Origin of the sequence: Spirosoma radiotolerans (assembly GCF_000974425.1) — a bacterium.
GTDB classification, from domain to species: Bacteria; Bacteroidota; Bacteroidia; order Cytophagales; family Spirosomataceae; genus Spirosoma; species Spirosoma radiotolerans.
Genome location: NZ_CP010429.1, coordinates 6,737,294 through 6,763,884 on the forward strand (window position 1 = coordinate 6,737,294; position 26,591 = coordinate 6,763,884).

Genomic DNA, 26,591 nt, shown 5'->3' on the forward strand with positions numbered 1-26,591 from the left:
GCACATTATGTACCGGGGCCGCTTCAAAAGAGCATCGAGTGAATGCAGGATTAATTAGGGTTGGCAACCAAAATCGGGACTGTTATTTTGACTGCCGTAGTTTAGCCTCAATGGTCTGTTGCGTGTGCGGAACCGCCCGGAGCCGCTCTTTCGGAATTAACTTGCCTGTGTCTTTACAGACGCCGTACGTTCCGTTTTTAATGCGCACCATCGCGGCATCTAGTTGTTGAATGAATTTTTGAAGCCGGGCGGCTAACTGACTCAAGTTTTCGCGTTCGCTGGTGTCGGCACCATCTTCTAGTAATTTAGAATTACCAGATGTATTGTCGGTGCCGCTATCGTTTCGTTTGCTGAGCGATTCTTTTATGTAGTTTAACTCACTCCGAGTATCATCGAGTTTCTGACCAATCAGCTTTTCGAACTCTTTCAGATCCTCTTCTGAATAACGTTTTTTCTCTTCCTGAAGCATAACAAGTACTACATTAAATGGTGTGTACCTTATTTGGGCACAAAATTAACGCTTTGTCGTCATTATTTCAATGAACAATTTATATAAGGCCTGTTTTTTTTGAAAATTAGCTAAATTGACATTTTTTGATTTGGCAAATTAATCTACGGCCAACGATATAGTGAAGAGTAAACTGTACTGTATTAAAAACAAATCATGAATGATTGTATTGTTTTTTAATATTACATTAATCTTAGAAAAAGTAGACCTTTCACAATATGGCTTTTCATTTGCTAAGTTTGCAAGACACTTCATTACCAAATTTGTTTTAAGAAAGAAGTAAAAGTAAAGCCATGGGATATATTGAACCAGCTCCAATAAAAGACAAAGAGAATCCACTTGAGTCAATGATGTCGCGTTTCGATGCCGCTGCCAAACTGTTGGGTATTTCGGATGAAATGTATGACATCCTGAAAGTGCCGGCTCGGCAGGTCATCGTCGGCTTGCCCGTCACGATGGATAGTGGGGCCATTAAAGTTTTCGAAGGTTACCGTGTAATTCACTCTAATATTCTGGGACCCGCCAAGGGGGGTATCCGGCTCGATCCGGCGGTGCACCTCGACGAAGTTCGGGCCCTAGCCGCCTGGATGACCTGGAAATGCGCAGTCGTCGATATTCCATACGGTGGCGCCAAAGGCGGAATCGCCTGTAACCCACGAGAGATGTCGGCGGGTGAAATTGAACGCCTTATCCGCCAATACACCGTAGCGATGCTTGACGTGATTGGGCCCGACCGCGACATTCCGGCCCCCGATATGGGAACGGGCCCGCGCGAAATGGCCTGGATCGTGGATGAGTATTCTAAGGCTAAAGGCATGACCGTTAACAACGTTGTAACGGGTAAGCCACTGGTATTAGGTGGGTCGCTTGGGCGTACGGAAGCTACGGGTCGGGGCGTTACCGTAGCGGCTTTAGCTGCGATGGACAAACTGCGGATGAATCCATATCGGACAACGGCGGCTGTTCAGGGCTTTGGTAACGTTGGGTCATTTGCCGCCGAACTACTGCACGAACGGGGCGTTACAGTAGTCGCTGTGAGCGATATTTCGGGTGGCTATTATAACCAGAACGGTATTGATATTACGGCTGCAGTCGCTTACCGGAATTCAAATAAAGGCACACTGGAAGGATTTTCGGGAGCCGAGAAAATCTCGAACGAGGAACTGCTCTCACTGGCCGTCGATGTACTGGTGCCAGCCGCTAAGGAAGATGTGATCACGGAAGAGAATGCAGGCTCGATTCAGGCAAAAATGATTGTTGAAGGGGCTAATGGTCCAACATCAGCCAGCGCCGACGAGATCATCAATAGTAAAGGTATTCTGGTTGTGCCTGATATTCTGGCCAATGCGGGGGGCGTTACGGTATCGTATTTTGAATGGGTACAAAACCGTATTGGCTACAAATGGACGCTCGACCGGGTAAACCGGCGGGCCGACCGGGTCATGAAAGATGCTTTCGACCGCGTATTCGACACTTCTCAACGGTATAAAGTGCCTATGCGCTTAGCCGCTTATATTGTCGCCATTGACAAAGTAGCCAGCACCTATAAGTATCGTGGCGGTTACTGATTTACATAAACTGTATGATGTGTACGGTATGATGTCTAATTTTGCTCGTACGTGATGCATTGACATACATCATAACGCACGGGCGATTCCGAGTATACACCATATAACTTATTTATGCGCTTACACCGCGAAGGTTTCACGATTATGATTACGACAGGGCTGGTCTTACTGGCTCTGAATCTGTTCGCGTATTATTATTTGCTTTCCGACAATTCGACAGCGATTCTCTTATTAGCCATAATAAGTTTGATTCTGTTTGTTCTGATCGTACAGTTCTTCCGTATTCCAAACCGACTGCTCACGACCGGTGAAACGCAGGTGGTCGCTCCGGCCGATGGCAAAGTTGTCGTTATTGAGGAAACCACGGAAGGTGAGTATTTCAAGGACCGCCGTCGGCAAGTGTCCATCTTCATGTCACCGCTCAATGTCCACGTCAATCGGAACCCGATTACGGGCACTGTCCGGTATTTCAAGTACTTTCCGGGTAAGTACCTGGTGGCCTGGCATCCTAAGTCAAGTACCGAAAACGAGCGAACAACCGTTGTGGTTGAGGCTGCCAATGGGACCAGCATCTTATTTCGGCAAATTGCCGGAGCGGTGGCCCGACGCATTATCTGGTATGTGAAAGAAGGTCAGCCTGTTAAACAAGGCGAAGAGTTTGGATTTATAAAATTTGGCTCGCGAGTAGACGTATTTCTGCCGCTGGACGCTGAAATCAAAGTAAATATTGGGGATGTCACGAAAGGGGGCGTCACCGTAATTGCGGAGCTACCGAGCTAAGAGAGCAGAAGGTTATAAGGGTTAAACAGTAACGAGTCGTAAGGAGCTGGTGCGAGACAATCCCAACATCAGCTACCTACGACTCGTTACCGTTTGATCCTTATTGACTTATTCGACGAAAGTATAGTAAATTACTTTCGTAATAAGCCCCATGCCTTTATGAACTTCGATTATATCATTGTCGGTGCTGGATCTGCGGGTTGCGTGTTGGCTAATCGGTTGTCGGCCGATCCACAAACGTCGGTTTTATTGCTGGAAGCCGGTGGGCCTGATACAAAAATGGAAATTCATATTCCGGCGGCTTATACAAAATTACACGGTTCTTCAGTCGATTGGGGCTTTTGGACAGAACCACAAACGGCTCTCGACGGCCGCCGGATGTATCAGCCAAGGGGCAAAACGCTGGGCGGTTGCTCATCGACCAATGCCATGGCTTATGTGCGTGGCAACCGATCTGATTACGACGACTGGGCGGCTGTGGGCAATCCGGGCTGGGCATATGAGGATGTACTTCCTTATTTTATTCGGTCTGAACACAATGAACAATATGGCCAGCTCGATGCCCGCTATCATGGCCATGAGGGTCTTCTGAATGTGACCTACGCTACCCGATTTAAAACCCCGTTAGCCGACGCGTTTGTCGATTCCTGTGTGCAGGTGGGTATTCCGCCCAATGCTGACTACAATGGAGCTGAACAACAGGGAACAGGCCTGTTCCAATTCACAATCAAAAACGGTCGGCGGCATAGTGCAGCAACGGCATTTCTCGTTCCGGCTTTGAACCGCCCGAATCTTAAAGTTATTACCCATGCCCACGCGAAGCAGATTCTCATTCAGAGCGACCGGGCTGTAGGGGTTGAGTTTATAACGGGTAAAAATCAGACGCAGCAGGCAATGGCCCGCAAAGAGGTCATTTTGTCGGCGGGGGCTTTCCAGTCGCCCCAGTTATTGATGTTGTCGGGGCTAGGGCCGATTGATGCCCTTCGGTCGGCGGGTGTTCCGATCAAAAAAGAGCTGCCAGGAGTAGGACAAAATTTACAGGATCATCTTTTTTCAGGGGTTAGCTGCCTCAGTTCACAGCGGGGAAGTTCGGCAAACTTTCACCTCAAGCCAATCAATCAGCTTAAAGGACTGGCTCAGTACATGTTCAGCAAAAAAGGGCCAATGACCATCAGTCCGCTGGAAGCCGTTGCGTTCCTGAAAACAGAACATGCCCGTCCAGATGCGGCAAATCCGGGCCGGGTGGATATGCAGCTTCATTTTGCCCCCGTTCATTTTGGTACTTACGGCGAAGCCGACTTTTATGATCTGACCACTTACCCGGTAACGGATGGATTTACCGTGTTGCCAACCTTACTCAAACCCAAAAGTCGGGGCTATGTGAGCCTGCGTTCGGCTAACCCGCTCGATGCGCCGGTGATTCAACCAAATTACTTTACTGAAGAAGCGGACCAACAAGTGATGGTCAGTGGGCTCCGCAAAACCATCGAGGTCATGAAGGCCGACGCCTTCCGGCCATACAGTCTGGGTATAAACGTGCCTACGGTTCATGCCTCCGACGACGATCTTTGGCAGCATGTGCTAAACATTGTGGAAACGGTCTATCATCCAGTTGGTACCTGTAAAATGGGACAGGCATCTGATGAATTTGCCGTTGTCGATACGAAGCTGCGGGTACATGGAATGGAAGGACTACGAGTCGTAGACGCTTCCGTTATGCCAACCATCGTATCGGGGAATACTAACGCTCCGGTCATCATGATTGCCGAGAAAGCCGCTGATTTGATCCTGGCAGAAAAGTAGTCCTAACCGCAGAGTGAACCTGCGAACCGCCTGTCCGACTGGTTAAAACGTGGCCAATTGGTAGATATTCCGTTCCACGACTTCAATCACAACGACAGTCGGGCGTTCGGCTTTGACCAGCACGGGGTCTAACTTGCTGCCACGTACAAAATAGGACTCCCGAAAATAGCCGGGTAAGTAATTCATCATCCCGTGGCTGAATGAATCCCCAACAAAGAGGAGCCGCCCGGAGCCGGTTCCGCTGAAGCGAGTGGACGGATAGCCGACGGCCTCATTGGGAATAAGCGCCGTTTGGCGGCCGATCCGCTCGGGTGCTGGTTTAATATAATAATAGATTGGGTCTTTCTGTTCGTTTTGCAGCGTCAGCATAGTAGTCAGGTCACCGGCGCCCCCGTTCTGCTGCTCGATGTGGTAATCGGCCAGGCGAACGGGGGGAAGCGCTGGCTGATCGTGCCGAATACGGTTTAGTAAACTGGCACAGCCAATCAGCGTGCCGTATTCATTCCAGTGCGTATCGGTCTGGTAATAAACGACATGGTCGCGTTTGGCGGCCCGGAGCGTATCCCGAATATCAATAAAGGGAAGGTTTGTTTGGGCGATAGCCTGTTTGAGTACATCTAACCGAGAAGGCTTCTCACTAGGTTGCAGATGGTCGGGCAGGAACTCCGGGTAAATGGTATGCGAATCCGGCGCTATAAAAATGTACAAGGTCGCGCCTTGCTTGGCTAATTCCTGCTGCCGCTGAATCAGGTGGCTGGCAATACGCCGTGCCGAATCGGCCGAGAGCGGTTGCAGACCCCTATGCTGATCAACGACTTTGTTATAACTATTTCCCAGATAAAGCCAGCCATTCTTACCAACAACTACCTTCTCAGGCAAAGGAGATTCGTTTAAGACGTTGAATTTCCAGCGGCTGTACACATAAAACAAGGCATTCCGCCAGCCGAAATTCTCTTTATAGTAGCGATCGAACTGTTTGACGTAGCTCCGGACGTGCGGAAAATTCAAGGGAGGCATACCCGTCAACTGCCGGTTTTCGGTGCTGCTAAATCGCGACGACAGCCCCAATCCCTGATCAAGGGTTGGCAGGAAAAGGACAAGGGCAAAAAGGACAGCAACGATACGCGTGCGGCTACTATTCATCTTGTTTTAAGGCCTATAATTGGCCTAGAAAAGCAATGTTTCGCTCAACAATCTCAAAGACGATAATGTCAGGATGCTCTTTTTTAATCAGTTCCATGTTGCACGTATGATCGCGGACCAGATATGATTCCCGGAAATAACCCGGTAACGACTGATTCATTGAAAAGCTAAAGGAGTCGCCAATAAGCAACAACTTGGGCAACTGGCTTGAGGCAGTGACAAATCGTTGAGAAGGCAACCCCTTCTCGAGATTTTCATTTTGTTCAATGTTTTGAGCAAGCAGAAACTTGGCTGGTTTAATTTTATATGCTATCGAGTCAACAACTTCATGATTCAATGCCAGCATCGTCACCAGATCTCCACCAATCCCAGGTACCGGAGAGATAGCATAGTCCGTTAGTCGGGCAACGGGCAGCTTAGGGAAATCTTTCCGCAGCCTGTTTACCATGGTTAACGTGGCAATCAGCGAACCATACTCATTCCAGTGCGTATCGGTCTGACAGTACGTAACCCGGTCAGCTTTAGCCGCAATTAATGCCTGACGCACATCGACTACCGGAATAGTCGTGTATTGACGCATGTAGGTGTTGAACCGGTCAAAATTAGACACATGTGCGTTGATCGGCAAATAATTGGACAAGTTCTCTGGATAAATCGAGTAGGAGTCGGGCGCAATCAATATGTATAACGTGGCTCCCTGTGCCTTGAATTGGCGCTGGAAGTTGCTCAAATGGCGCGCTATTGAGGCTAATGTATCCGGATGGAATGGGCATAACCCCTGGTGCTGGTCGGCGACATGGCTCAAGCTGTTGCCTGGATAAAACCAATGGTTTTTGCCGATTACTACCTTGTCGGGCAAGGGCGAAGTTTTTAAAATCTTATATTTCCAATAGCTATATTGATAGAACAGCGCATTCCGCCAGCCAAAATTTTCCTTGTAATAGGTATTGAATTGTGCAATAAAGGTTAAAATATGGGGGAACCTGGCCTCGGGAAAGGTAGACAGAATCCGCTTCTCTGGGCTTTTAACGTTTCGGGACATACCCAGCCATTGGTCCAGCGTTGGCAAAGTCAGCAGTAGAATGAATCCAATGCTCAGCAGAGTGGCTCTAGAGGGTAGTCGTTTTGTAGAGCGCGACCGGAATTGAGACAACCGAATAGTGTTTCGTTTGGGTCGTAACTGTACCATCGTCTGTAGATTGACGCGTCTTATGCCTAAAAGCGGAAATAAATAAATGGATTGTAGGTGTCGGCCGCCAGATACATAACCGCTAACACAAACAGGCTAAACAGCCCCACAACGTATGCAGAGTTGAGCAGAAGCCGTACGGGTACCAGGCGAGCCAGCCAGCGATTCGAGCCCCGTTGAAAAGAAGGGTAAATTGGGGTGGCTAAAACAAGGCCTAACAGGAGCGAAACAACAAGTTCGTCCGTCAGAAAATAGGCGGGTGGGTAAGCCACTGCAGCCGATGGCTGTAGGCCCAGGCCAAGCATCTTCTGGAGAAAATGAATCGCTTCGGGCAGGGTTTCAACGCGGAAGAAGACCCAGCCAACTAAGACAACGATCAGCGTATAGGCGTGCGCAATAGGTGGCCAGATGCGCTCCAGACGTTTGCCTAGGCCAGCCCGTTCTATGAGCAGAAACAACCCGTGATAGAGGCCCCATATGATAAAATTCCAACTGGCTCCGTGCCATAAGCCCGTGACAAAAAAGACTATCAGCAGATTTCGGTATGTCCGTAGTTGACTGCCCCGATTGCCTCCCAGTGGAATATATACGTAATCGCGAAACCAGCTAGACAGCGAAATATGCCACCTGCGCCAGAAATCCTGAATCGAGCGGGCAATATAAGGATAATTAAAATTCTCTTTGAAATCGAACCCAACCATCTTCCCCAGCCCAATAGCCATGTCCGAATAGCCCGAGAAGTCGAAATAGATTTGCAGCGAATAAGCCACAATACCCAGCCAGGCTGTTGCTGTTGGGTACGAATCGATGGGTGCATTAAAGATCGTATCTGCCAAACTGGCAAACGTATTGGCCAGAAGAACTTTCTTCGCTAGTCCCAGAATGAACCGCTCGGCACCAATACCAAATTTTTCAATGGTTGTGGTTCGGTCCGCCAGTTCAGGAGCAATGTCGGCATACCGGACAATAGGCCCCGCTATCTGATGCGGGAACATCGCCACGTAGGTGCCATAATCCAGAAAACTACGATTAGCCCGAATTCGGCCCCAGTAAATATCCAGCGTGTAGGAAATGCCCTGAAACGTATAAAAGCTAATGCCGATTGGTAACGCAATGTGAGTAAGGGCCAAACTAGCTGGAACCGGAAGCGCAAAGGCATCAGCCAGACTACGGACCGAATCGACAAAAAAGTTGGCGTATTTGTAGTAAAAGAGGAGTGACAAGCTGCCCGCCAGTGAAAGCCACAGGCCTGCTCGCCGATGTCCTTGTTCAATCAAACGCCCCGCTATGTAGTTGATCAGGGCTGACAAGAGCAGCACCAGTACGACTGGTCCTTCGCCCCAGGCATAAAAGCACAGACTGGCGGCAAACAGAAAAGCATTGTGCCAGCGTTTTGGTAATAAATAGTAGACAAGTAAGAAAAAAGGTAAAAACAGGAATAAAAAGATTGCTGAACTGAACAGCATGATCGTTTATTTTATGGGTGTGGATACAAAAATAAGTCTTTAGCTCTACATAAAGTAGCGTAAGTGGCTACCAGAGCAGACTTGACTACGGCTCTACGCAATGAGTTAGTTGATAGGATCAACTACTACATTTTGACTAATTCAGTTGATATCAGGTCACTCACTCTGGCAAAGCACCGCTAAAAGATAAATTGGTTGGCCAAAATTAAGTTTTTATTACTTTACTTAACAAAGTGAATAAACCTAATTAGACGTATTAATGTGTGCTAGATACCGGCTTTCGTGTCTGCTTGATTTAAACAGGATAAAGGAACTTAGCTATATGTTGGCTATTCTGCTCCTTGTCATTGGATGCACAAAGGATTACCCGGCGGTAGTTAGCAACAAACAAGCTCCGCCTGAGCCCTCTGGTGTTACGTCGACAACGGCCTGTTCCTGTACTACATCGCCAGGAAGTAGCACCACAGTAACTTCGCCTGTTTCGATTACCACCAGCCCGCCAGCGACAGTTCCTCAGATCGACACATTGAAGGTGCCTGCTCCACTTTTTTCGCCGGATGGCGGAACGTTTCATATTCGTACCCAAGTCCGGCTAACGGCCGACGCGTTGCCCTTAGGAGCTGTCATTGAGTATTCGTTAGATAATGGCGCAACCTGGCAAACCGGCAGCCAATTTACGTTAATCACGGGCGGGACTGTGTTGAGCCGGATTCGTTCTGGCAACAAGGTGTCGCTTAGCCGATCGTCGGCTGTATTTAATCTTTACTTTGAACGGATGCTGGTGATCGGGAACAGCATCATGAATCACGGACCAGCCCCTGATCTGGGCTGGTTTAACAACAACGGAATGGCCGCTTCGGCACCCGAGAAAGATTTCGTTCATTTATTGACGGGCCGCTTGCGTGCATTCTATCCTACTATGACCGTCACCCTTCAGTCAGGTGGTAATTTCGAACGGCAATTCGGAACGACAGATTATAGTTTCGATGAGTTCAAAGAGTCTTTACAACAGGTTCAGCCTGATCTGATTCTTGTGCGGCTCGGCGAGAATATCGATGATTCACAAGTACCCAAGCGAGGATTTGAGACGCAGTTGTCGCAACTGCTGGATGGTCTGGCCAACTACGGGCAGCCAGTAAGGGTGGTCTGCACGACCAGCGTCTGGCAACAGCCACAAGCAGACGCGATCATCCGGAAAGTAACGACTGAAAAGGGGCATGCGCTGGTTGACCTCTCCTGCATGGTTGGTCAGAGCCAGTATTTTGCTAGCCAATACACCAATCTGGGTGTAGCCGCCCACCCGAATGATACCGGTATGCAGCGAATTGCCGACTTGATTTGGGAAAAATTAAAATAAACCAGCATTCATCAAACAAAAAGGCGTTTTCGAGCAGAAAACGCCTTTTTGTTCAGGAACCAACTAAGCCCTAAAAGAAAGAAAGCCGGAGTACAAAGGGAGTACCTCCATAAACCTGGTACGAAATGGGGTCGTTAGGCTTGTAATTAAGGTTGTAAAGCGCCGTAAGGTTTACGCCAAAACGTCGGCTTATCGGCTGCATGTAGGTAATACCGACCAACGGAGCGGCAATGGTACCTGTGTAGGCGCCTGCTACCTGATCTATTTTCTGCTGGTAAGTATTGGTTTGCAGCTCGCCATGTAAATAGAGGTTAGGCAGTATGCTCGGTATAAATTCATACATCAGAAACCCTCTAAATCCATACTGATTAATGGTTACTCCCTGGTTTGCATACAAAAGACCGGGCTTATAGCGCGTATAGGTATAGTTGCCACCAATACCGACAAGCATTCGCTCAGTGGCCTGGTAAGCAATAACCGGCGAAACACCCAGGCTAAACGGATTGCCGAACCGGAAGCCATTGATGCCACCGCCAAACCGAAGCCGCTGGCCAAAAGGCAGGGGACGTCCTTCGGGCGTTTGCGTACGAAGGGGGTCCTTGCCCTGATCCCGACGGTCGTCCGGGTCTTCGGTGAGCTGCCCGAAAGCAATAGTACTACTCAATAAAAGCGTGATAAACAGTAACTTCTGGAGATAATTCATGGTATTTTATTCAGGAAATAACGCTTATACAGTAACGAAATCAAAAGGTAAATTCTTTTACCTCGGGGTCTCTCAACAAACGTTTAATGCACTTTTCATGGTTTTGCTCGGACCCACTCACCCGCCAGTGACCGATGATCTCGGTGCCAATACGTTGTTGCTGGTTTCGGGTCGATTTTAAGCCAAATTCGTCGAAAAGCTCTTCGTACTGTTTCAGAGTCTTGTTATGAAACGCTGTTACAATTTTATAATCACGAATTTGGTTCAATTTGTGAATCCGGCCCGCCAGGTTGACCAGCAAAAGTAATGACCCCAGAATAAAGACAAAACCAATCAGCGCAATATCGTAGTGGCCCGCCCCAACGCACATGCCCAGGGCCGATACAGCCCACACAGTAGCGGCTGTTGTGAGTCCCTTTACCCGGTTATTTTCGCGAAAGATAATGCCGGCACCCAGGAAACCGATGCCGTTCACAATATTGGCCGCGATCCGGGCGCCGGATCCACCAATCCGGCTCGATATCATGGTAAACAGGGTGGACCCGACGCAAATCATAATCATGGTTCGCAACCCGGCCGATTTGCCATGATACTCGCGTTCAGCCCCAATCAGTCCGCCAATGACCAGCGAAATGCCCAGTCGAATAAGGTCTTCCTGCGCAAAATCCATCTCGTATGTTAGCTAATACGGGTATTTATCTGATCCCGTTGCAAAACCTTGTCAGTTTCAAAAACCAATAGGTTTAAGAGAAACCATATCCCGAAATAAACCGTTAAAATCTAGATAGAGTTTACCCTCATTAACTTAGAATGACTCAGACCACGGAAACCGAACGCCGGACCGCCGGACCACAGCGTTCCGTTGATTACCTCGACCCCAAACAGTTTATTATCATCAAAGGGGCGAAAGTACACAATCTAAAAGGAATTGATGTTGCCATCCCCCGTAACAAGTTAGTTGTCTTGACCGGCCTATCGGGTTCGGGCAAATCGTCGCTGGCTTTTGATACCTTATTTGCCGAAGGCCAGCGCATGTACGTCGAAAGCCTGAGCAGCTATGCCCGCCAGTTTCTGGGGCGTATGGAAAAGCCTGAGGTCGAATACATTAAGGGTGTGTCGCCTGCTATTGCCATTGAGCAAAAAGTATCGACCCGCAACCCCCGCTCAACCGTTGGTACGTCCACCGAGATTTATGATTACCTGAAACTGCTCTTTGGTCGGGCAGGTATTACCTATTCACCAATCTCGGGCTACGAAGTACGAAAGGATACGGTGACGGATGTCGTTAATTTCATGTACGAGTTCGACGCTGGTCAACGGGTTATGGTCATGGCGCCACTCCGTGTGCGCGACGACCGAACGCTGGCGTATGAGCTGAATATCCTGCTTCAGAAGGGCTACACCCGGATTGTGGCTGATGGCGAGATCATACAAATTGAAGACGTGCTGAACGGCGATGACGCAAATATGCCTCAGCCGTACGGTTCACTGGAAATTTTAGTAGACCGGGGCACAGTCCTTTACGACGATAAGGGCAACCCCGATGAGGATAACCAGTATCGTTTCTCCGATTCTGTACAAACGGCCTTCAGTGAGGGCGACGGTACCTGTCGGGTGGATGTTGTTGGTAAGGAATCTCGAATTTTCTCCGACAAATTTGAGCTGGACGGCATTGTGTTCGAGGAGCCGAGCGTAAACCTGTTTACATTCAATAATCCCTATGGCGCCTGCCGTCGATGCGATGGATTTGGGAAAGTGCTGGGTATAGATCCCGATCTGGTCATTCCCGATAAAAACCTGTCGGTATTTGAAGGAGCCATTGCGCCTTGGCGCAGTGAAAAAATGAGTGAGGAGTTCCTGAAGCCGCTGCTCAAGAACGGTATTCGGTTCGACTTTCCCATTCACCGGCCTTACAAAGATTTGACCCCGGCCGAGCAGGAACTACTCTGGACGGGTAACAAATACTTCGAAGGAATCAATGCTTTCTTCGACTTCGTGGAAAGCCAGACCTTTAAGGTTCAGTACCGAGTCATGCTGTCCCGGTATCGGGGCAAAACAACCTGTCCTGAATGCCGGGGTTCCCGACTGCGCAAAGATGCCGGGTATGTAAAGATCGCCGGGAAATCCATCACCGATCTTGTGCTGATGCCACTTACCCAGGTGACGGCTTTCTTCCGCGATCTGGAACTGCCCGAACACCAGCAGAAAATTGCTAACCGGATTCTGGTCGAGATTCGTAACCGGCTGGATTATATGGAGCGGGTGGGCCTCGGCTACCTAACGCTCAACCGACTGACCAATACCTTGTCGGGGGGCGAGTATCAGCGGATTAAGCTGGCTACCTCGCTGGGGTCGGCGCTAGTGGGTTCGATGTATATTCTGGACGAGCCAAGCATTGGCCTGCACCCTCGCGACACCCAACGGTTGGTGAGTGTACTCGAATCGTTGCGCGATATGGGCAACACTGTCATTGTGGTGGAACACGAGGAAGAGGTGATGCGGGCTGCTGACCAGCTCATCGATATTGGCCCTGATGCGGGTTCGCTGGGTGGCCATCTGGTGTTTCAGGGAACGTGGGAAGATGTGGTGTCGGATTCGAGAACCCGCGACGAGGCTGGCGAACGTGCTGAATTGGCCAATGGCTCCGGCCAACCGCCAACATCACCATTGGTTTCCCATACCATCGACTTCCTGACGGGGCGCGAAACGGTTCCTGTGCCATCATTTCGGCGTAAGGCAACGAACTTTATCGAACTGAAAGGCGCCCGTGAAAACAACCTGAAAAATGTGGATGTGCGGTTTCCGCTCAACACCCTCACGGTCGTAACGGGTGTTTCGGGCTCGGGAAAGAGTACCCTGATCCGGAAAGTGCTGTATCCGGCGCTCATGCGGCAACGGGGTGAAGGCACCGAAGAAGCGGGTAAATTCGATGGATTGAGTGGCTCCCTCGACCGTGTTTCGGCCGTTGAGATGATCGACCAGAACCCAATCGGCAAATCGAGTCGCTCCAATCCCGTCACCTACATCAAAGCCTACGATTACCTCCGGCAGGTAATGGCCGATCAGCCGGTATCCAAATCGCGGGGCTATAAGCCAAGCCATTTTTCATTCAACGTGGATGGAGGTCGGTGCGAGGTTTGCCAGGGGGAAGGTGAAGTGAAAATTGAGATGCAGTTTATGGCCGACATCTACCTCAAATGTGAGGGGTGCGGAGGAAAACGATTCAAACAGGAAGTTCTGGAAGTAACCTTGCAGGATAAAAACATATCTGACATTCTGGACATGACCGTCGATGAAGCCGTTGTCTTCTTCCGAAAAGTAGATAACAAAATGGCCGACAAACTGCAACCCCTACAGGATGTAGGATTAGGCTATATCGGCCTAGGTCAATCGGCGAATACGCTGTCGGGGGGCGAAGCGCAACGGGTGAAACTGGCCTCGTTCTTGGGTAAAGGCAACCCGAACAAGGGAAGCACCTTATTTATTTTCGACGAACCGACTACCGGCCTGCATTTCCATGACATTCGCAAGTTACTCTCTGCCATCAATGCCCTCGTTGATCAGGGCGATTCGGTAATCATCATTGAGCACAATATGGAGGTCATCAAAAATGCCGACCACATTATTGATCTCGGTCCTGAAGGGGGCGAAACAGGGGGGTATGTTACCTTTACCGGCACACCCGAAGAGATGGTAAAGCTAACGGATGGCAATTTTACCGCACAGTACCTGAACGGTAAAGTCTAATGAACCAGTTGATACGTAGCACAAAGGCGGATGGAAACATCCGCCTTTTTTCGTTTTTAGCGTCTTTGTGATGCCGGTTACTTATAACTGCCAAGCTAGGTTTAAGAACCTACCAGCACAAAACAAACCTCAAAGCGCAAAACGTAGCTATTTTGTTAAGAAAAATTACTTTTAGTGTATAAAAAAAGACCTGTCTTACCCCTGGTCAAGCACGGGTAACTAACTTTCCTGTATTTTCGCAGAGTTAATATCTCCGCCGTTCATGTTAAGGGTTGTTACGTGGGTCTTTCTGTTTCTTTTCTGGCCGGTTTTTGCTTTTGCTCAACTTCAGCTTTCTCATCCCATGGCGCGCCTGGTCGTACAGCGCGGAACGGATGGGAATGGTCGACTTTATTTATCCGGCCGATTTACGGGCTCGGTCGACCGGGTGGAGGCTCAGCTGACCCCCGCTGTGGCTGGTCAGGGCGTGGCGACCGGCTGGCAAACGGTACAAACAAACCCTGCTAACAACCTTTTTCTGGGCTATATCACGGGTGCTGGCGGCTGGTATGTCCTCAACGTGCGCACCGTTGTAGGCAACGCCGTGCAGGAGCAAGTGAGCGTTCAGCCGGTTGGTATCGGTGAAGTGTTCATTACAGCTGGACAGTCGAACTCGCGCGGGCTGGGGATTGGCGATAATGATCTTGGCACCAATACCGACCGTGTCAACGCCATCGATTCCATTAACCACTACTACCCACAACCTCCAGCAGCACCCGCTCTGCTATCCTCTGGTGATCCTTCGCCCGTACCTCGATTCAAGGCGTTGACCGCCACCCGACGCATCTTCCCAATGGCCGAGAGCTCATGGGGGTGGGGCGAACTAGGTGACTATATCGTGAATCGGTACAACGTACCGGTGGCTTTTTTCGTGACCGGCTGGGATGGATCCACCATCGACAACTGGCAGAAAACGGCAAATGGTATCCCCACCTGTAATGCCTATTACTGCACGGCAGGGAACTGGGAGAATCTGCAGCCCTATACCAACTTGAAAAATGTACTTCGGTATTACGGTTCTGTATCTGGCGTACGGGCCATACTCTGGCAGCAGGGCGAAGCGGAAGCTGATGTCGCCAGTAGCGATATTCCTACCTATGCCGACCGGCTTCGCGACGTCATACAGAAAACGCGTCAGGATTTTGGTGGCCAAAATGTGCCCTGGATGGTGGCTCGTGCGTCGTTTAATGGAACAAAGACAACGCCAGCGGTGGTTGCTCAACAGGAAAATGTGATTGCTACGTCAGGCTTTAATGTGTTTCAGGGACCATACAATGACACCATTCAGAACCGAAACGCAGGAAACGTCGATGTTCACTTTCGTAATGTGTCGCGGCCATCGCCCCACCCGCAATATTACCTGAATAACCGGCCTATTCCGGTGGATATGGGCCTGTCTCGGTTTGCGCGCAACTGGAACAACAGCCTCAACAACGCTTTCTTTCAGAATGCCCAACCCATTACTCCGACCCAGTTTGCTGTAACGGGCAACTTGGCTGCCTATGTTTTGCCGGGTTCGACGCTGGCCGTAACCTTCAGTACGCTGGGTGCGTTCAATGCTGGAAATCAATGGCAGGTACAATTGCTCGATTCACTTGGCCAGTATAAGAGCGTTTTGGGGAGTGGGTCGGCCAGCCCCATTCAGGTAACCCTTCCCAGCGACTTGCAGCGAGGTCGTTTTCAGATTCGGGTGGTGTCTACATCACCTGCCGTGCCTGCTGTACCTTCCAATCTGTTTCAGATTTCCAATCAGGCTGACCTGAGCCTGTCTATGAGTATCAATCAGCGAGCTCCTGATGTAAATACGCCAGTTACCATAAGCCTGTACGTTCAAAATGCCGGACCGGGTCCGGCTAAAGGCGTCGTTGTTCGAAACCGCTTACCCGATAATCTGGCCTTTGTTTCCTCGTCCGACCTGTCGGCTTCGGGAACAGTGCTGACCAGTGCTGCTCTTGACATTGCCTCGGGAGCTACCCAAAAGCTCAGTTTTATCGCAAAGCCGACTCAGTTGGGTACCTATCAGAATGCGGCCGAAGTGGCGCAGACAATAACCATCGATCCCGACAGTCAACCAAATTCCGGTACCGGCGATGGACAGGACGATGCCGTTCAACTGGACTTTCGTACGCGTCAGAGCAGTACCGCCGTGTTTACCTCGCCAAATCCCAATCAGGTACCGCTGCCAAGCGTTAGTAGCAATCAGCCCATGCCTGACCCGGCAAAGGCTGATATTAGCCTGAGTATGTCCGTTAGTAATCGTGCGCCCAGTGTGGGGAATCTGCTTGTTTATACCGTTACGCTGACCAACAGGGGCGGTTTATCGGCAACGGGCTTAAGCGTAGCGGCCTATTTGCCCGCTGGTCAGATGTTCGTGGCTGGTGATGATTTTGGCGTATCGGGTGGGGCATTGGTTAGTGGTGTAAGCAGTTTAGCCGCCGGAAGTAGTATTTCGCTGCGTTTTCGGGCTAGTGCCACCGCCAGTGGCCGGGGCGTTTGTACGGCGCAGGTCGCAGCGGCCGGGGTGCCAGATCCCGATTCTACGCCCGGCAATGGCGTCACAAATGGAGAAGACGATACCGCTCAGGTAGATCTCCGGGTTAAGTAATTAAGGTGTTTGTTAGCTCTTCATAATGAACAGTTTATGAATACACTACGTTAAAATTTCCACAAGCCGTTTTTTTAATAGTACAAAAATCAGCCTTTCTGCTTTTAGCAGTAGCGAACCGCTGTGTGTCTGTATTTTATGAAAATCAGGTGGATTCTTTTTGGCGTAGTTGGCATTGGGACAGCCCTGGTGCTTTCGTCGTTTCTCGGCTTTTTTGAGAAACGGGTGGATTTTAATACCCAGATTAAACCCCTGCTGAACAAAAACTGCATTGCCTGCCACGGGGGTGTCAAGAAAGCCGCTGGCTTCTCCCTACTTTTTAAACATGAAGCGCTGGCACCTGCCAAATCAGGCAAGCTGGCAATTATTCCCGGCGATGCGGATGGGAGCGAACTGATTCGGCGGCTAACGCTGACGGACCCCGACGAGCGGATGCCACTCGATCATCCCGCCTTAAAGCCCGACGAAATAGCGCTTCTCCGCAAATGGATCGATCAGGGTGCCGCGTGGGGCGATCATTGGGCCTACCAACCCGTTCAACGTCCCGATGTACCGCAGATTGGCACCTTCTGGAGCCGTTTAGGTTTGGTCGATAATGACGAAACTAATTGGGCCAAAAATGAAATTGACCATTTCATTCTGGATAAATTACGTGAGACGCAAGGGGTTGGGTCTCTACGACCTTCGCCCGAAGCCGACCGGGCTACGTTGATTCGGCGGGTGTCGCTCGACTTGACGGGCTTGCCACCAACCGAAAAAGAAGTTGCGGCTTTTGTCGCCGATCAATCGCCGGGGGCCTATGAAAAAGTGGTCGATCGGCTTTTCCAATCGCCCGCTTACGGCGAACGATGGACGGGCATGTGGCTCGATTTGGCCCGCTATGCTGATACCAAAGGGTATGAACGCGACCCTGGCCGGAAAATATGGCGCTACCGCGACTGGCTGATCAAGGCCTTCAATAGCGATAAGCCGTTTGATCAGTTTGCCGTGGAGCAACTGGCGGGTGATTTGTTGCCAAATCCTACGGGTGGACTACCGACCGACGATCAATATATCGCAACGGGTTTTCACCGGAACACGATGACCAATGACGAAGGCGGTACGCAGGACGAAGAGTTTAGAGTAGCGGCCGTACTCGACCGGGTCAATACGACCTGGGACGTGTTTCAGGGCACGACCTTTGCCTGTATCCAGTGCCACAGCCATCCATACGATCCCTTTACCCACGACGAATACTATAAATACCTCGCTTTTTTCAACAACACACGCGACGAGGATGTAACGAGCGATACGCCAACCCTGCGTTTTTATAAACCTGCCGACTCGCTTAAGGTACTAGCCTTACAACAGTACCTATCCAAAGCTACGCCAGACACGAAGCAGGCCCAGACCAGCGTTAATCAGGTTACGCGACTGCTGCGGACGGTCGAACCCAAACTAAATTCGCATGACTTCGATGCGTTGGCCAATGCGTCTTTATTGGATGCGAAATACTTTGGTTTCCAGGACAAAGGGGCGGCCCGTATCAAAAACGTAACCCTTACTGGTCGGCCACGACTACTCATTGCCTGGGGCACCAATGCGCCCGACGCCCTTGTCACCATCCGGCAGGATAAGCCTGATGGGGCTATTCTGGCTATATTACCCGTTCCCAAAACGGGCAATCAATGGAATGATACGATTCAGATGATTCCCTTGCCACCGGTGACTGGAAAGCATACGCTTTACTTATCGCTTAACAGCCCCAAAGCCCCAAAAGACTGGGTCATGATCAAGTGGGTATCGTTTCAGCCCGTTATGCCTGGTCAGCCGCTCAACGCGCTTGGTGAACAGGACAAGCTGCTCGTCGACCTGCTCAACGCCGACGTTGAGCAGACGCCCATTATGCTGGACGGAACGGGTGATCTGAAACGTGAAACGCATGTTTTTGACCGGGGCAACTGGATGGTAAAAGGAAAAAAGGTAAACCCTGATGTTCCTAAATCATTTCCGGCTATGGACCCTAAATTACCCCGAAACCGTCTGGGGCTGGCTAAATGGATGGTTAGCCGGGAACATCCGCTAACGGCTCGGGTGGCCGTGAATCGTTTTTGGGAGCAGTTATTCGGGACAGGTATTGTCGAAACGGTAGAGGACATGGGTACGCAGGGTATTCCGCCAACGCATCGGGAGTTGCTGGATTACCTGGCTGTCGAATTTATGGAAGGTGACCAGTGGCATGTCAAGAAACTGCTGAAACGCATGGTGATGTCGGCAACCTATCGGCAACAGTCAAACGCCACGCCCGAGCTTCTCGCCAAAGACCCATTCAATAAACTGCTCGCCAGAGGACCACGGGTCCGGTTGTCGGCCGAAGCCGTTCATGACCAGGCGCTGGCCGTGAGTGGCCTGTTGAGCCATAAACTGTACGGGCCAAGTGTGATGCCCGTTCAGCCGGACGGCATTTGGCAGTCGCCTTACGATGGCGAATCATGGAAACAAAGCACGGGCGAAGACCTGCACCGACGCGCTTTATATACTTACTGGAAACGTACGGCTCCTTATCCGTCGATGGTAACGTTTGATAGCCCGAGCCGGGAGTTCTGCCAGCTACGCCGACTGCGTACCAACACACCGTTGCAGGCGCTGGTGACACTAAATGATCCGGTCTACGTGGAAGCTGCCCAACACCTGGCCAGTTACATGCAGGCACACGGAAAGTCGCCCGAGAACCAGCTACAGGCTGGTTTCCGACAAATTATGCTGCGTGACCTATCGCCGAAAAAGCTGGTTATTCTAACCCGGCTTTACCGGAATACGGAACAGTATTACCGCCAGAAACCAGACGAGGCCAAGAAGCTATTAGATTGTATGAATGTTACGCCCCAGCGGGCCGCCCTGACCGTCACAGCCAACACGATGCTGAATCTGGATGAGGTGATTACCAAAGAGTAAGCTCACGTTTACTTACGTAAGACTATGAAAAAACTCCTTAACGAACTCCAGCAAGCAGCCGCCGAGCGCGAAACACGGCGTCATTTCCTACATACCTGCTCAACGGGTCTGGGTGCTATGGCGCTGAGTTCTGTCCTGGGAAGCTGTGGGTTTTTTGGCAAACGGGATGCCCAAAGCAACGTTGTGGGTTCGGCTCCATCGAGCGATGGGCCAGCCACGGCGCCCCATCCGTCGCAGTATTTGCCAAAAGCCAAACGGATCATTTATATCCACATGGCTGGGTCGCCGAGCCAGTTGGAGCTATTTGATTATAAACCCGAACTAGCCAAATACAATGGGAAAGATTGCCCACAGGCCTTACTGGAAGGCAAGAAGTTTGCCTTTATCCGGGGCGTGCCCAAAATGCTTGGCCCGCAGGGGAAGTTTGCTCAACATGGCCAGTCGGGAGCGTGGGTGTCTGATTATTTACCCCATTTGCAGGGCGTCGTGGACGATATTTCGTTTCTGAAAGCGATGCATACCGATCAGTTCAACCATGCACCTGCGCAATTACTCATGCATACGGGTAGTGCCCGGCTGGGTCGGCCGAGTATGGGTTCATGGGTGACGTATGGCCTCGGAACGGAAAATGACAATCTGCCCGGTTATATCGTGCTGGCCTCGGGCGGAAAGCAGCCCGATGCGGGTAAATCCGTCTGGGGAAGCGGATTTTTGCCAACGGTGTATCAGGGCGTTCAGTGCCGCACGGATGGCGACCCGGTGTTGTATGCTTCGGACCCGGCAGGCATAAGCCGGGATGTGCGCAAACAAACCATCGATGCCATCAGCCAGATTAATCAGCAGCAATACGACGATGTGAAGGACCCCGAAATCCTGACTCGTATTGCTCAGTATGAACTGGCGTTTCGGATGCAAATGTCGGTGCCCGATGCCATGGATATCAAAAGCGAACCGCAATACATTCTCGACAGCTACGGCGTGAATCCGAATAAGGGTTCCTTTTCGCGGAACTGCCTGCTCGCCCGTCGGCTGGTGGAACGGGGCGTTCGGTTTGTACAACTGTTCGATTGGGGATGGGATACACACGGCACCAGCGCCGATGGGGCTATCGAAATCGGACTTAAGAATAAATGCAAGGAGTCTGACCAGGCGGTTGCGGCTTTGCTGAAGGATTTGAAGCAGCGCGGTTTACTGGATGATACCCTTGTTGTGTGGGGCGGGGAGTTTGGCCGGACGCCGATGCAGGAAAACCGCGATGGTCAGGTGCTTCCGTTCATGGGGCGCGACCATCACCTCGAAGCGTTTACAGTCTGGATGGCAGGCGGTGGCGTCAAAAAAGGATTTTCGTTCGGCGAAACCGATGATATTGGCTATTACGGAGTCAAAGACAAAGTGCATATTCATGACCTTCAGGCAACGATTCTTCACTTGCTTGGGTTTGATCACACCAAGTTAACGTATCAATTTCAAGGGCGTCCGTTCCGGCTGACTGATGTGGCTGGAAAAGTCGTTAAGCCCATATTGGCGTAAGAAATGGCAACAATTTCTTAATCGCATTCCTGGCCGGGCACCTTGCCTACCATAGCTGCTGCATGTTCCTTTGCGTATATGTTGACCGCCGGTTGATGCCATGATAACCCAAACTGCGCTTGCCTGGATCTACCTGATTGGAGCAGCCGCCTGTGAGATGGCTTGGATGTATTCGCTTAAATACCTGCGGTGGGATGCCCTGAAATCCCTTCGCTGGGATACGTTCTATCGCGCTGACGTGGGTTGGCCCATCTTGCTGCCCTGGATTGCCTATGTCTTTTTCGGAATTGTCAATACCATTTTGCTGGCTATTGCCATGCGGGCCATACCCACCACAACCGCTTTTGCCGTTTGGATGGCGCTAACGCTGGTCTTTCTAAAAGCCTCCGATGTGTTCTGGCTGAAGCTGAGCTGGTCGTGGAGCGAACTGCTGTTCATTCTCCTGATCACTATCGGCATTGTCGGGCTAAAATTTGCCGGCCCTACCGAGTGAGTTTATTGGATCGCGTCTCCACAGTTTGTGTCCTACCCGTGATGTCGGGTTTAAGAACCCGACATAGAGCGGTTTTGAGAAACTGACACCGACTCCTCGGTCCGTGTTCTCACGGACCGCCCTGACCAAGACCATCCGGGTGAGCGGTCCGTGAGGACACAGCCCGAGGTAAGCCTAGCCAGGCGGCTATAGAAACAATACAGCGACGACACCGGATAAGCTCAGTTCACCTCTATTCCAGCACTTTAGGTACCTCAAAAAACTGGTCGTCATGCTGGGGCGCATTCATAAGGGCTTGCTCGCGGGAGAGATGATTGGCTACCACATCTTCGCGTAGCACGTTCGTCTCGGCGGACATATGCGTGAGCGGTTCAATGCCGGTTGTATCAATCTCATTTAATTGCTCCATCCAGGTCAATACGCCATTCAGGCTATTCAGCAAGGCAGCCTCTTCTTCGGGCTTAACCTCAAGCCGGGAGAGGTGGGCAATTTTATGCAGTGTTTCCTGATCTACTTTCATAAATAAAGAGAGAATGAGTGAATGAGAGAATGAGTGAAAGAGCGAATGGCTGGTTCATCCTAGCGGTGAACGTACAGGACTAAGCCGTTACTTTCCTGGCTTTCATCAATTCCCTGTCTATAATGCTATACGTTTCTTCTTTCAGGCGCTCTACGTCGTCTTGCGTCATACCTGCCGTTTCGATGGGCGGGTGAATGACCGCCCGAAGAGGATGCCAGTGAAAACGTATTGGACTCTTATCCGGCAAAATCTGGTAATTATTCAACAGCGTAACGGGTACAATGGGCACCTGCTGCTGAATGGCCATCGTAAAGGCACCGTCTTTGAACGGGACCATCTGGGGCGGTTTAGGAGCGCGAATGCCCCCTTCCGGAAAAATCATAATACTCCGTCCGGAGGCCAGCGTTCGAATGGATTTAGCCAGTGAATACGCGCGGCTGTTTGGCTGATCGCGATCGACCTGTACGTGCAGTTTCGCAAACATATACCCCAGCAACGGAATGTTTTTTACGTCACTTTTTCCGACAAAGGCGTAAAAATTCTTGACGATTACTCCCATGGCCGCTATGTCCAAATAAGAGAAGTGGTTCGCACAGAAAACGTAAACTCCGTTCGGTTCTGGCCTGAATCGGTACTCAACCCGAACCGGTATGCCTACGCCCAGGAAAAAGAGGATTCCCCAAATGTAATTAATCTTATGGGCTAGTGGCTTCCAGGCGTCACGCTGCAAAAACACAAACTGGATCGGGAACAGAAATAGGTATAACACCACAAAATAAGTCGCGCACCAGATCGTGTACAGTAGTCGCATGGAATGGAGTGTCGTCAGGTTGAACAGGCCAGCCTGTTCAACCTGACGAATGATTAATGTTTGAAATGCCGCACGCCCGTCGTAACCATCGCCAGACCGTGTTGATTGCAATAATCGATCGAATCCTGATCACGAATGGAGCCCCCCGGTTGCACAACGGCCGTGATGCCGGCCTGAGCCGCTATTTCGACGCAGTCGGGGAAGGGAAAAAACGCATCTGAAGCCATAACCGATCCAGCCAGATCAAAGCCGAATGAATGCGCTTTGTCAATGGCCTGGCGCAGCGCATCCACACGCGATGTTTGCCCAACGCCACTCGCCAGAAGCTGACCGTATAACGGACCGGCTTCTTTTGCCAGCACAATCGTGTTCGATTTTGTGTGTTTGCACACCTTCAACGCAAATTCCAGTGCCCGGTTTTCGCTCTCGGTTGGCGCTTTTTCCGTCACAACGTTGAATTGGTCGGTTGCCTCGGTCTGGTTGTCTTTGTCCTGCTCCAGTACGCCGTTCAGAATCGTTTTGAACATAACAGTAGGCAGGTTAATGGCGTTGCGCTTCAGCAGAATTCGATTTTTCTTCGACTTCAACAACGTCAACGCTTCTGGTGCATAATCGGGCGCAATCAGAATTTCCATGAAGAGCTTGTTCAGCTCCTCGGCCGTTACCAGATCGACGGGTCCGTTTGTGATCACCACGCCACCAAATGCCGACACCGGATCGCAGGCAAGCGCGTTCAGGTAAGCTTCCTTTGGGGTTGGAGCGGTGGCAATACCACAGGCATTCGTGTGTTTGATAATGGCAAAGGCGCTGCCATCCGAATTGGCAAACTCATCGATCAGGTTTACACAGGCGTCAACGTCGACCAGGTTATTATAGGACAATTCTTTGCCGTGCAGCTTCTCGAACATGGCTTCCAGGTCGCCGTAGAACGTTGCCTGCTGGTGCGGGTTCTCGCCATATCGAAGGTGGTTGGCCGACAGTTTCTTGAAGTCATATATAGGTCCGTCCGTTTCCGCTGATTGCGTATTTCCAGCAAAATAAGCCTGAATGGCTGTATCGTATTGCGACGTTACGGCAAACGCTTTTCCGGCATATTGCCGCCGGTCGTTTAGTTCCGTCGATCCATTTTGCTGGGTTAGCAGCGTCACCACGTCGGTATACTGACTGCGTGAGGAAACGATCAGCACATCGTTGTAATTTTTGGCAGCCGCCCGAATCAGCGAAATGCCGCCAATATCAATTTTCTCAATAATATCGTCGTCCGACGCACCCGATGCGACCGTTTCTTCAAACGGATACAGATCGACAACAACCAGGTCGATGGGAGGGATCTGGTGTCGCTCGGCCTGAGCCAGATCTTCGGGTACATCCCGCCGGTACAAAATACCGCCCATGACGGCTGGGTGCAGGGTTTTGACCCGACCGCCAAAAATGGATGGATAGCCGGTCAGGTCTTCAACGGCCGTTACGGGAATGCCGAGTTGCTCAATAAATGTTTGTGTGCCGCCCGTCGAATATAGTTTGACGTTCTGTTCGTTCAACAGCCGGACTAAAGGTTCGAGACCGTCTTTGTAAAAGACGGAAATCAGCGCGGAGGAGATTTTGAGAGACATGAGGTCGATTGGAACAGCGTTGCGGCTGTTGACTATTGGGTTGTCCAATTATGTGAAACAGTCACGTAACTGCGTCAACTGGAAGTGCAAAGATAACCAAAGGTCTTAACTTTGTCAGCCCGGAGCACAAAAGCCAAACCGAGCGGGTAAGTATTTCTTCTCTACATGAGTACGTTTAAAAAATTAGCGAGCGACACGGCTCTTTACGGAATCAGTACGATTCTGGCGCGCTTGCTCAACTACGCGCTGGTTCCCATTCAGACCTATGCGTTCCAGAAGCCATCGGCTATGGCGTCGAATGTGGAACTCTACGGTTGGATTGGCGTGCTGCTCGTTGTCTATACCCTAGGGCTGGAAACGGCTTTTTTTCGATTTATGGCCCGTTCCAAAGACCAGCCGGAGGCCGAAAAGAAGCGTATTTTCAACCAGTCGCTGAGCATTGTTGTTCTGATCAGCGTCACCTCCTCTATTTTACTGTACAGTCTGGCTACGCCCATAACCAACTGGCTCCATTACCCTGGCCAGGAGCGATTTGTGCAGTGGTCGGCGCTGTTGGTGGCCATCGATGCCATCGTAGCCATTCCATTTGCCCGCTTACGGGTCGAAAATCGAGTTCGTGAGTTTGTGAGCGCCCGAATCATCAACATCGTTATTGTCGTCGCGCTGAATCTGTTTTTCCTGATTATTGCGAAGGATATTTATGAGGGCAAATACCTGGCGGCTCTGCAACCCGTAGCCAGCTTTATTTACGATCCGAAAATTGGACCAGGTTATACGTTCCTGTCGAATTTGCTGGGGAACGCCCTCTATTTCATCATCATCCGAAAAGCATTTTCCGGCTACCGCTTTCAGCTCAATGGCCCACAGGCTCGGATCTTGATTGCCTATGCTTTCCCGATCATGCTGACCAACCTGGCCAGTGTGCTGAACCTGCTAACCGACCGGCTATTTTTACGGCATTTGCTGCCACCCAACTTTTATCCGGGCTTATCGGCCGAAGCAGTGCTGGGCATTTACGGGAACTGCCTGAAACTGTCGGTTTTTATGGCGCTGGCAATTCAGTCATTTAAATTTGCCGCCGATCCATTCTTTTTCTCCCAGGCAGAGGATAAGAATGCACCAACGTTGCTGGCTAATGTGACAAAATGGTTCATCATCGTTTGTGCCTTGATTTGGCTGGCTGTCAGCCTAAACCTCGATTTGTTGGGTCAGTTGTTTTTACGGTCGAAAGCTTACCGAGTCGGGCTGAATGTTGTCCCGCTGCTGCTGCTGGGCAATTTGTTGCTGGGCGTCTACTACAACATTTCGTTCTGGTTCAAATTAACGGATAAAACCAGCTACGGCACACTGATCACTGTCATCGGAACCGGGGTAACCATCGTACTCAACGTGCTGCTCATACCCGTGATTGGCTATATGGGTTGTGCCGTCGCCTTTTCGGTATCCAGCCTGATTATGATGGCTTTATGTTACGTACTGGGCGAAAAATATTACCCTGTTCCTTACCACGTCCGGTCGGCCGTTGGCTACCTGCTCAGCGCTGGGCTTCTGATTTACGCATCCTGGCAGTTTCCCATTGCTAATCTCTGGGTGGCCGTGCCCACACACATGGCTTTGTTCGGACTGTATCTGCTGGCTATGATTTTTGTGGAACGCGATACCGTGCAGCCAGCCCTGGCCCGCCTGCGAAACAGAAACAAAAAACCAGTCAAGTTTGGGCAATGATTGGGGGATCGCGGCCAACGCTTTACGAATCAAGAGACAAAAAATAGACTGAGCTAT

19 protein-coding genes are annotated in these 26,591 nt (G+C 50.6%); 10 read left to right on the forward strand and 9 right to left on the reverse strand.

Going from position 1 to position 26,591, the window contains the following annotated elements; translation table 11 throughout:
* Positions 1–82: 82 nt before the first annotated feature.
* Complete coding sequence (locus SD10_RS27475; protein ID WP_046578528.1) at positions 83–469, reverse strand: TraR/DksA family transcriptional regulator; 387 nt, start codon at positions 467–469, stop codon at positions 83–85.
* Between the two features lie 332 nt (positions 470–801).
* On the opposite strand from SD10_RS27475, the gene SD10_RS27480 reads away from it, so the two are divergent.
* From SD10_RS27480 to SD10_RS27490, 3 genes are all read left to right on the forward strand, one after another.
* On the forward strand, positions 802–2,076 hold the full coding sequence (locus SD10_RS27480) for a Glu/Leu/Phe/Val family dehydrogenase (RefSeq protein WP_046578529.1): 1,275 nt from the start codon (positions 802–804) through the stop codon (positions 2,074–2,076).
* Between the two features lie 114 nt (positions 2,077–2,190).
* Positions 2,191–2,856, forward strand: a complete 666-nt coding sequence (locus SD10_RS27485; protein ID WP_046578530.1) for a phosphatidylserine decarboxylase family protein — start codon at positions 2,191–2,193, stop codon at positions 2,854–2,856.
* Between the two features lie 159 nt (positions 2,857–3,015).
* Complete coding sequence (locus tag SD10_RS27490) at positions 3,016–4,659, forward strand: GMC family oxidoreductase (protein ID WP_046578532.1); 1,644 nt, start codon at positions 3,016–3,018, stop codon at positions 4,657–4,659.
* Between the two features lie 42 nt (positions 4,660–4,701).
* Here the strand turns inward: SD10_RS27490 and SD10_RS27495 are convergent, their stop codons facing one another.
* Genes SD10_RS27495 through SD10_RS27505 form a run of 3 tightly spaced genes read right to left on the reverse strand, consistent with a single transcriptional unit; the run spans position 4,702 to position 8,457 of the window.
* Positions 4,702–5,802: an alginate O-acetyltransferase AlgX-related protein gene (locus SD10_RS27495; protein ID WP_046578533.1), complete on the reverse strand. Its 1,101-nt coding sequence runs from the start codon at positions 5,800–5,802 to the stop codon at positions 4,702–4,704.
* A 13-nt stretch (positions 5,803–5,815) separates the two neighbouring features.
* The gene (locus tag SD10_RS27500) at positions 5,816–6,991 is read right to left on the reverse strand and encodes an alginate O-acetyltransferase AlgX-related protein (protein WP_052731308.1); all 1,176 of its coding nucleotides are present in this window, start codon (positions 6,989–6,991) and stop codon (positions 5,816–5,818) included.
* A gap of 26 nt (positions 6,992–7,017) precedes the next feature.
* Positions 7,018–8,457: an MBOAT family O-acyltransferase gene (locus SD10_RS27505; protein WP_046578535.1), complete on the reverse strand. Its 1,440-nt coding sequence runs from the start codon at positions 8,455–8,457 to the stop codon at positions 7,018–7,020.
* Positions 8,458–8,779: 322 nt separating this feature from the next.
* On the opposite strand from SD10_RS27505, the gene SD10_RS27510 reads away from it, so the two are divergent.
* The gene (locus tag SD10_RS27510) at positions 8,780–9,814 is read left to right on the forward strand and encodes an SGNH/GDSL hydrolase family protein (protein WP_227699082.1); all 1,035 of its coding nucleotides are present in this window, start codon (positions 8,780–8,782) and stop codon (positions 9,812–9,814) included.
* 70 nt (positions 9,815–9,884) lie between these two features.
* Here SD10_RS27510 and SD10_RS27515 read toward each other — a convergent pair whose 3' ends face one another.
* On the reverse strand, positions 9,885–10,517 hold the full coding sequence (locus SD10_RS27515; RefSeq protein ID WP_046578537.1) for a hypothetical protein: 633 nt from the start codon (positions 10,515–10,517) through the stop codon (positions 9,885–9,887).
* A gap of 40 nt (positions 10,518–10,557) precedes the next feature.
* Complete coding sequence (locus SD10_RS27520; protein WP_046578538.1) at positions 10,558–11,187, reverse strand: MgtC/SapB family protein; 630 nt, start codon at positions 11,185–11,187, stop codon at positions 10,558–10,560.
* Between the two features lie 140 nt (positions 11,188–11,327).
* Between SD10_RS27520 and uvrA the strand changes: the two genes are divergently transcribed.
* From uvrA to SD10_RS27545, 5 genes are all read left to right on the forward strand, one after another.
* Positions 11,328–14,264 carry an excinuclease ABC subunit UvrA gene (gene uvrA / locus SD10_RS27525; protein ID WP_046578540.1) on the forward strand — a complete coding sequence of 979 codons (2,937 nt, stop codon included), beginning with the start codon at positions 11,328–11,330 and terminating at the stop codon, positions 14,262–14,264.
* A 343-nt stretch (positions 14,265–14,607) separates the two neighbouring features.
* On the forward strand, positions 14,608–16,908 hold the full coding sequence (locus SD10_RS27530; RefSeq protein ID WP_227699083.1) for a sialate O-acetylesterase: 2,301 nt from the start codon (positions 14,608–14,610) through the stop codon (positions 16,906–16,908).
* 138 nt (positions 16,909–17,046) lie between these two features.
* Positions 17,047–19,842 carry a DUF1553 domain-containing protein gene (locus tag SD10_RS27535; protein ID WP_046578543.1) on the forward strand — a complete coding sequence of 932 codons (2,796 nt, stop codon included), beginning with the start codon at positions 17,047–17,049 and terminating at the stop codon, positions 19,840–19,842.
* 24 nt (positions 19,843–19,866) lie between these two features.
* Complete coding sequence (locus tag SD10_RS27540) at positions 19,867–21,372, forward strand: DUF1501 domain-containing protein (RefSeq protein ID WP_046578547.1); 1,506 nt, start codon at positions 19,867–19,869, stop codon at positions 21,370–21,372.
* Positions 21,373–21,472: 100 nt separating this feature from the next.
* On the forward strand, positions 21,473–21,865 hold the full coding sequence (locus SD10_RS27545) for a DMT family transporter (protein WP_046578552.1): 393 nt from the start codon (positions 21,473–21,475) through the stop codon (positions 21,863–21,865).
* 232 nt (positions 21,866–22,097) lie between these two features.
* Here SD10_RS27545 and gatC read toward each other — a convergent pair whose 3' ends face one another.
* The 3 genes from gatC to purH form a co-directional block, all read right to left on the reverse strand.
* Entirely contained in the window at positions 22,098–22,385 is a 288-nt protein-coding gene (gene gatC / locus SD10_RS27550) for an Asp-tRNA(Asn)/Glu-tRNA(Gln) amidotransferase subunit GatC (protein ID WP_046578555.1), read from the reverse strand.
* A 79-nt stretch (positions 22,386–22,464) separates the two neighbouring features.
* The gene (locus SD10_RS27555) at positions 22,465–23,196 is read right to left on the reverse strand and encodes a lysophospholipid acyltransferase family protein (RefSeq protein ID WP_046578556.1); all 732 of its coding nucleotides are present in this window, start codon (positions 23,194–23,196) and stop codon (positions 22,465–22,467) included.
* 53 nt (positions 23,197–23,249) lie between these two features.
* The gene (purH, locus tag SD10_RS27560) at positions 23,250–24,809 is read right to left on the reverse strand and encodes a bifunctional phosphoribosylaminoimidazolecarboxamide formyltransferase/IMP cyclohydrolase (RefSeq protein ID WP_046578560.1); all 1,560 of its coding nucleotides are present in this window, start codon (positions 24,807–24,809) and stop codon (positions 23,250–23,252) included.
* 165 nt (positions 24,810–24,974) lie between these two features.
* On the opposite strand from purH, the gene SD10_RS27565 reads away from it, so the two are divergent.
* The gene (locus tag SD10_RS27565; RefSeq protein WP_046578561.1) at positions 24,975–26,534 is read left to right on the forward strand and encodes a polysaccharide biosynthesis C-terminal domain-containing protein; all 1,560 of its coding nucleotides are present in this window, start codon (positions 24,975–24,977) and stop codon (positions 26,532–26,534) included.
* The last annotated feature ends 57 nt before the right edge of the window (positions 26,535–26,591 follow it).

Excerpts from the sequence above, each read along its gene's own strand:
- SD10_RS27475 (WP_046578528.1), bottom strand. The coding sequence starts at position 469 with ATGCTTCAGGAAGAGAAAAAACGTTATTCAGAAGAGGATCTGAAAGAG.
- SD10_RS27480 (WP_046578529.1), top strand. The coding sequence starts at position 802 with ATGGGATATATTGAACCAGCTCCAATAAAAGACAAAGAGAATCCACTT.
- SD10_RS27485 (WP_046578530.1), top strand. The coding sequence starts at position 2,191 with ATGCGCTTACACCGCGAAGGTTTCACGATTATGATTACGACAGGGCTG.
- SD10_RS27490 (WP_046578532.1), top strand. The coding sequence starts at position 3,016 with ATGAACTTCGATTATATCATTGTCGGTGCTGGATCTGCGGGTTGCGTG.
- SD10_RS27495 (WP_046578533.1), bottom strand. The coding sequence starts at position 5,802 with ATGAATAGTAGCCGCACGCGTATCGTTGCTGTCCTTTTTGCCCTTGTC.
- SD10_RS27500 (WP_052731308.1), bottom strand. The coding sequence starts at position 6,991 with ATGGTACAGTTACGACCCAAACGAAACACTATTCGGTTGTCTCAATTC.
- SD10_RS27505 (WP_046578535.1), bottom strand. The coding sequence starts at position 8,457 with ATGCTGTTCAGTTCAGCAATCTTTTTATTCCTGTTTTTACCTTTTTTC.
- SD10_RS27510 (WP_227699082.1), top strand. The coding sequence starts at position 8,780 with ATGTTGGCTATTCTGCTCCTTGTCATTGGATGCACAAAGGATTACCCG.
- SD10_RS27515 (WP_046578537.1), bottom strand. The coding sequence starts at position 10,517 with ATGAATTATCTCCAGAAGTTACTGTTTATCACGCTTTTATTGAGTAGT.
- SD10_RS27520 (WP_046578538.1), bottom strand. The coding sequence starts at position 11,187 with ATGGATTTTGCGCAGGAAGACCTTATTCGACTGGGCATTTCGCTGGTC.
- uvrA (WP_046578540.1), top strand. The coding sequence starts at position 11,328 with ATGACTCAGACCACGGAAACCGAACGCCGGACCGCCGGACCACAGCGT.
- SD10_RS27530 (WP_227699083.1), top strand. The coding sequence starts at position 14,608 with ATGGCGCGCCTGGTCGTACAGCGCGGAACGGATGGGAATGGTCGACTT.
- SD10_RS27535 (WP_046578543.1), top strand. The coding sequence starts at position 17,047 with ATGAAAATCAGGTGGATTCTTTTTGGCGTAGTTGGCATTGGGACAGCC.
- SD10_RS27540 (WP_046578547.1), top strand. The coding sequence starts at position 19,867 with ATGAAAAAACTCCTTAACGAACTCCAGCAAGCAGCCGCCGAGCGCGAA.
- SD10_RS27545 (WP_046578552.1), top strand. The coding sequence starts at position 21,473 with ATGATAACCCAAACTGCGCTTGCCTGGATCTACCTGATTGGAGCAGCC.
- gatC (WP_046578555.1), bottom strand. The coding sequence starts at position 22,385 with ATGAAAGTAGATCAGGAAACACTGCATAAAATTGCCCACCTCTCCCGG.
- SD10_RS27555 (WP_046578556.1), bottom strand. The coding sequence starts at position 23,196 with ATGCGACTACTGTACACGATCTGGTGCGCGACTTATTTTGTGGTGTTA.
- purH (WP_046578560.1), bottom strand. The coding sequence starts at position 24,809 with ATGTCTCTCAAAATCTCCTCCGCGCTGATTTCCGTCTTTTACAAAGAC.
- SD10_RS27565 (WP_046578561.1), top strand. The coding sequence starts at position 24,975 with ATGAGTACGTTTAAAAAATTAGCGAGCGACACGGCTCTTTACGGAATC.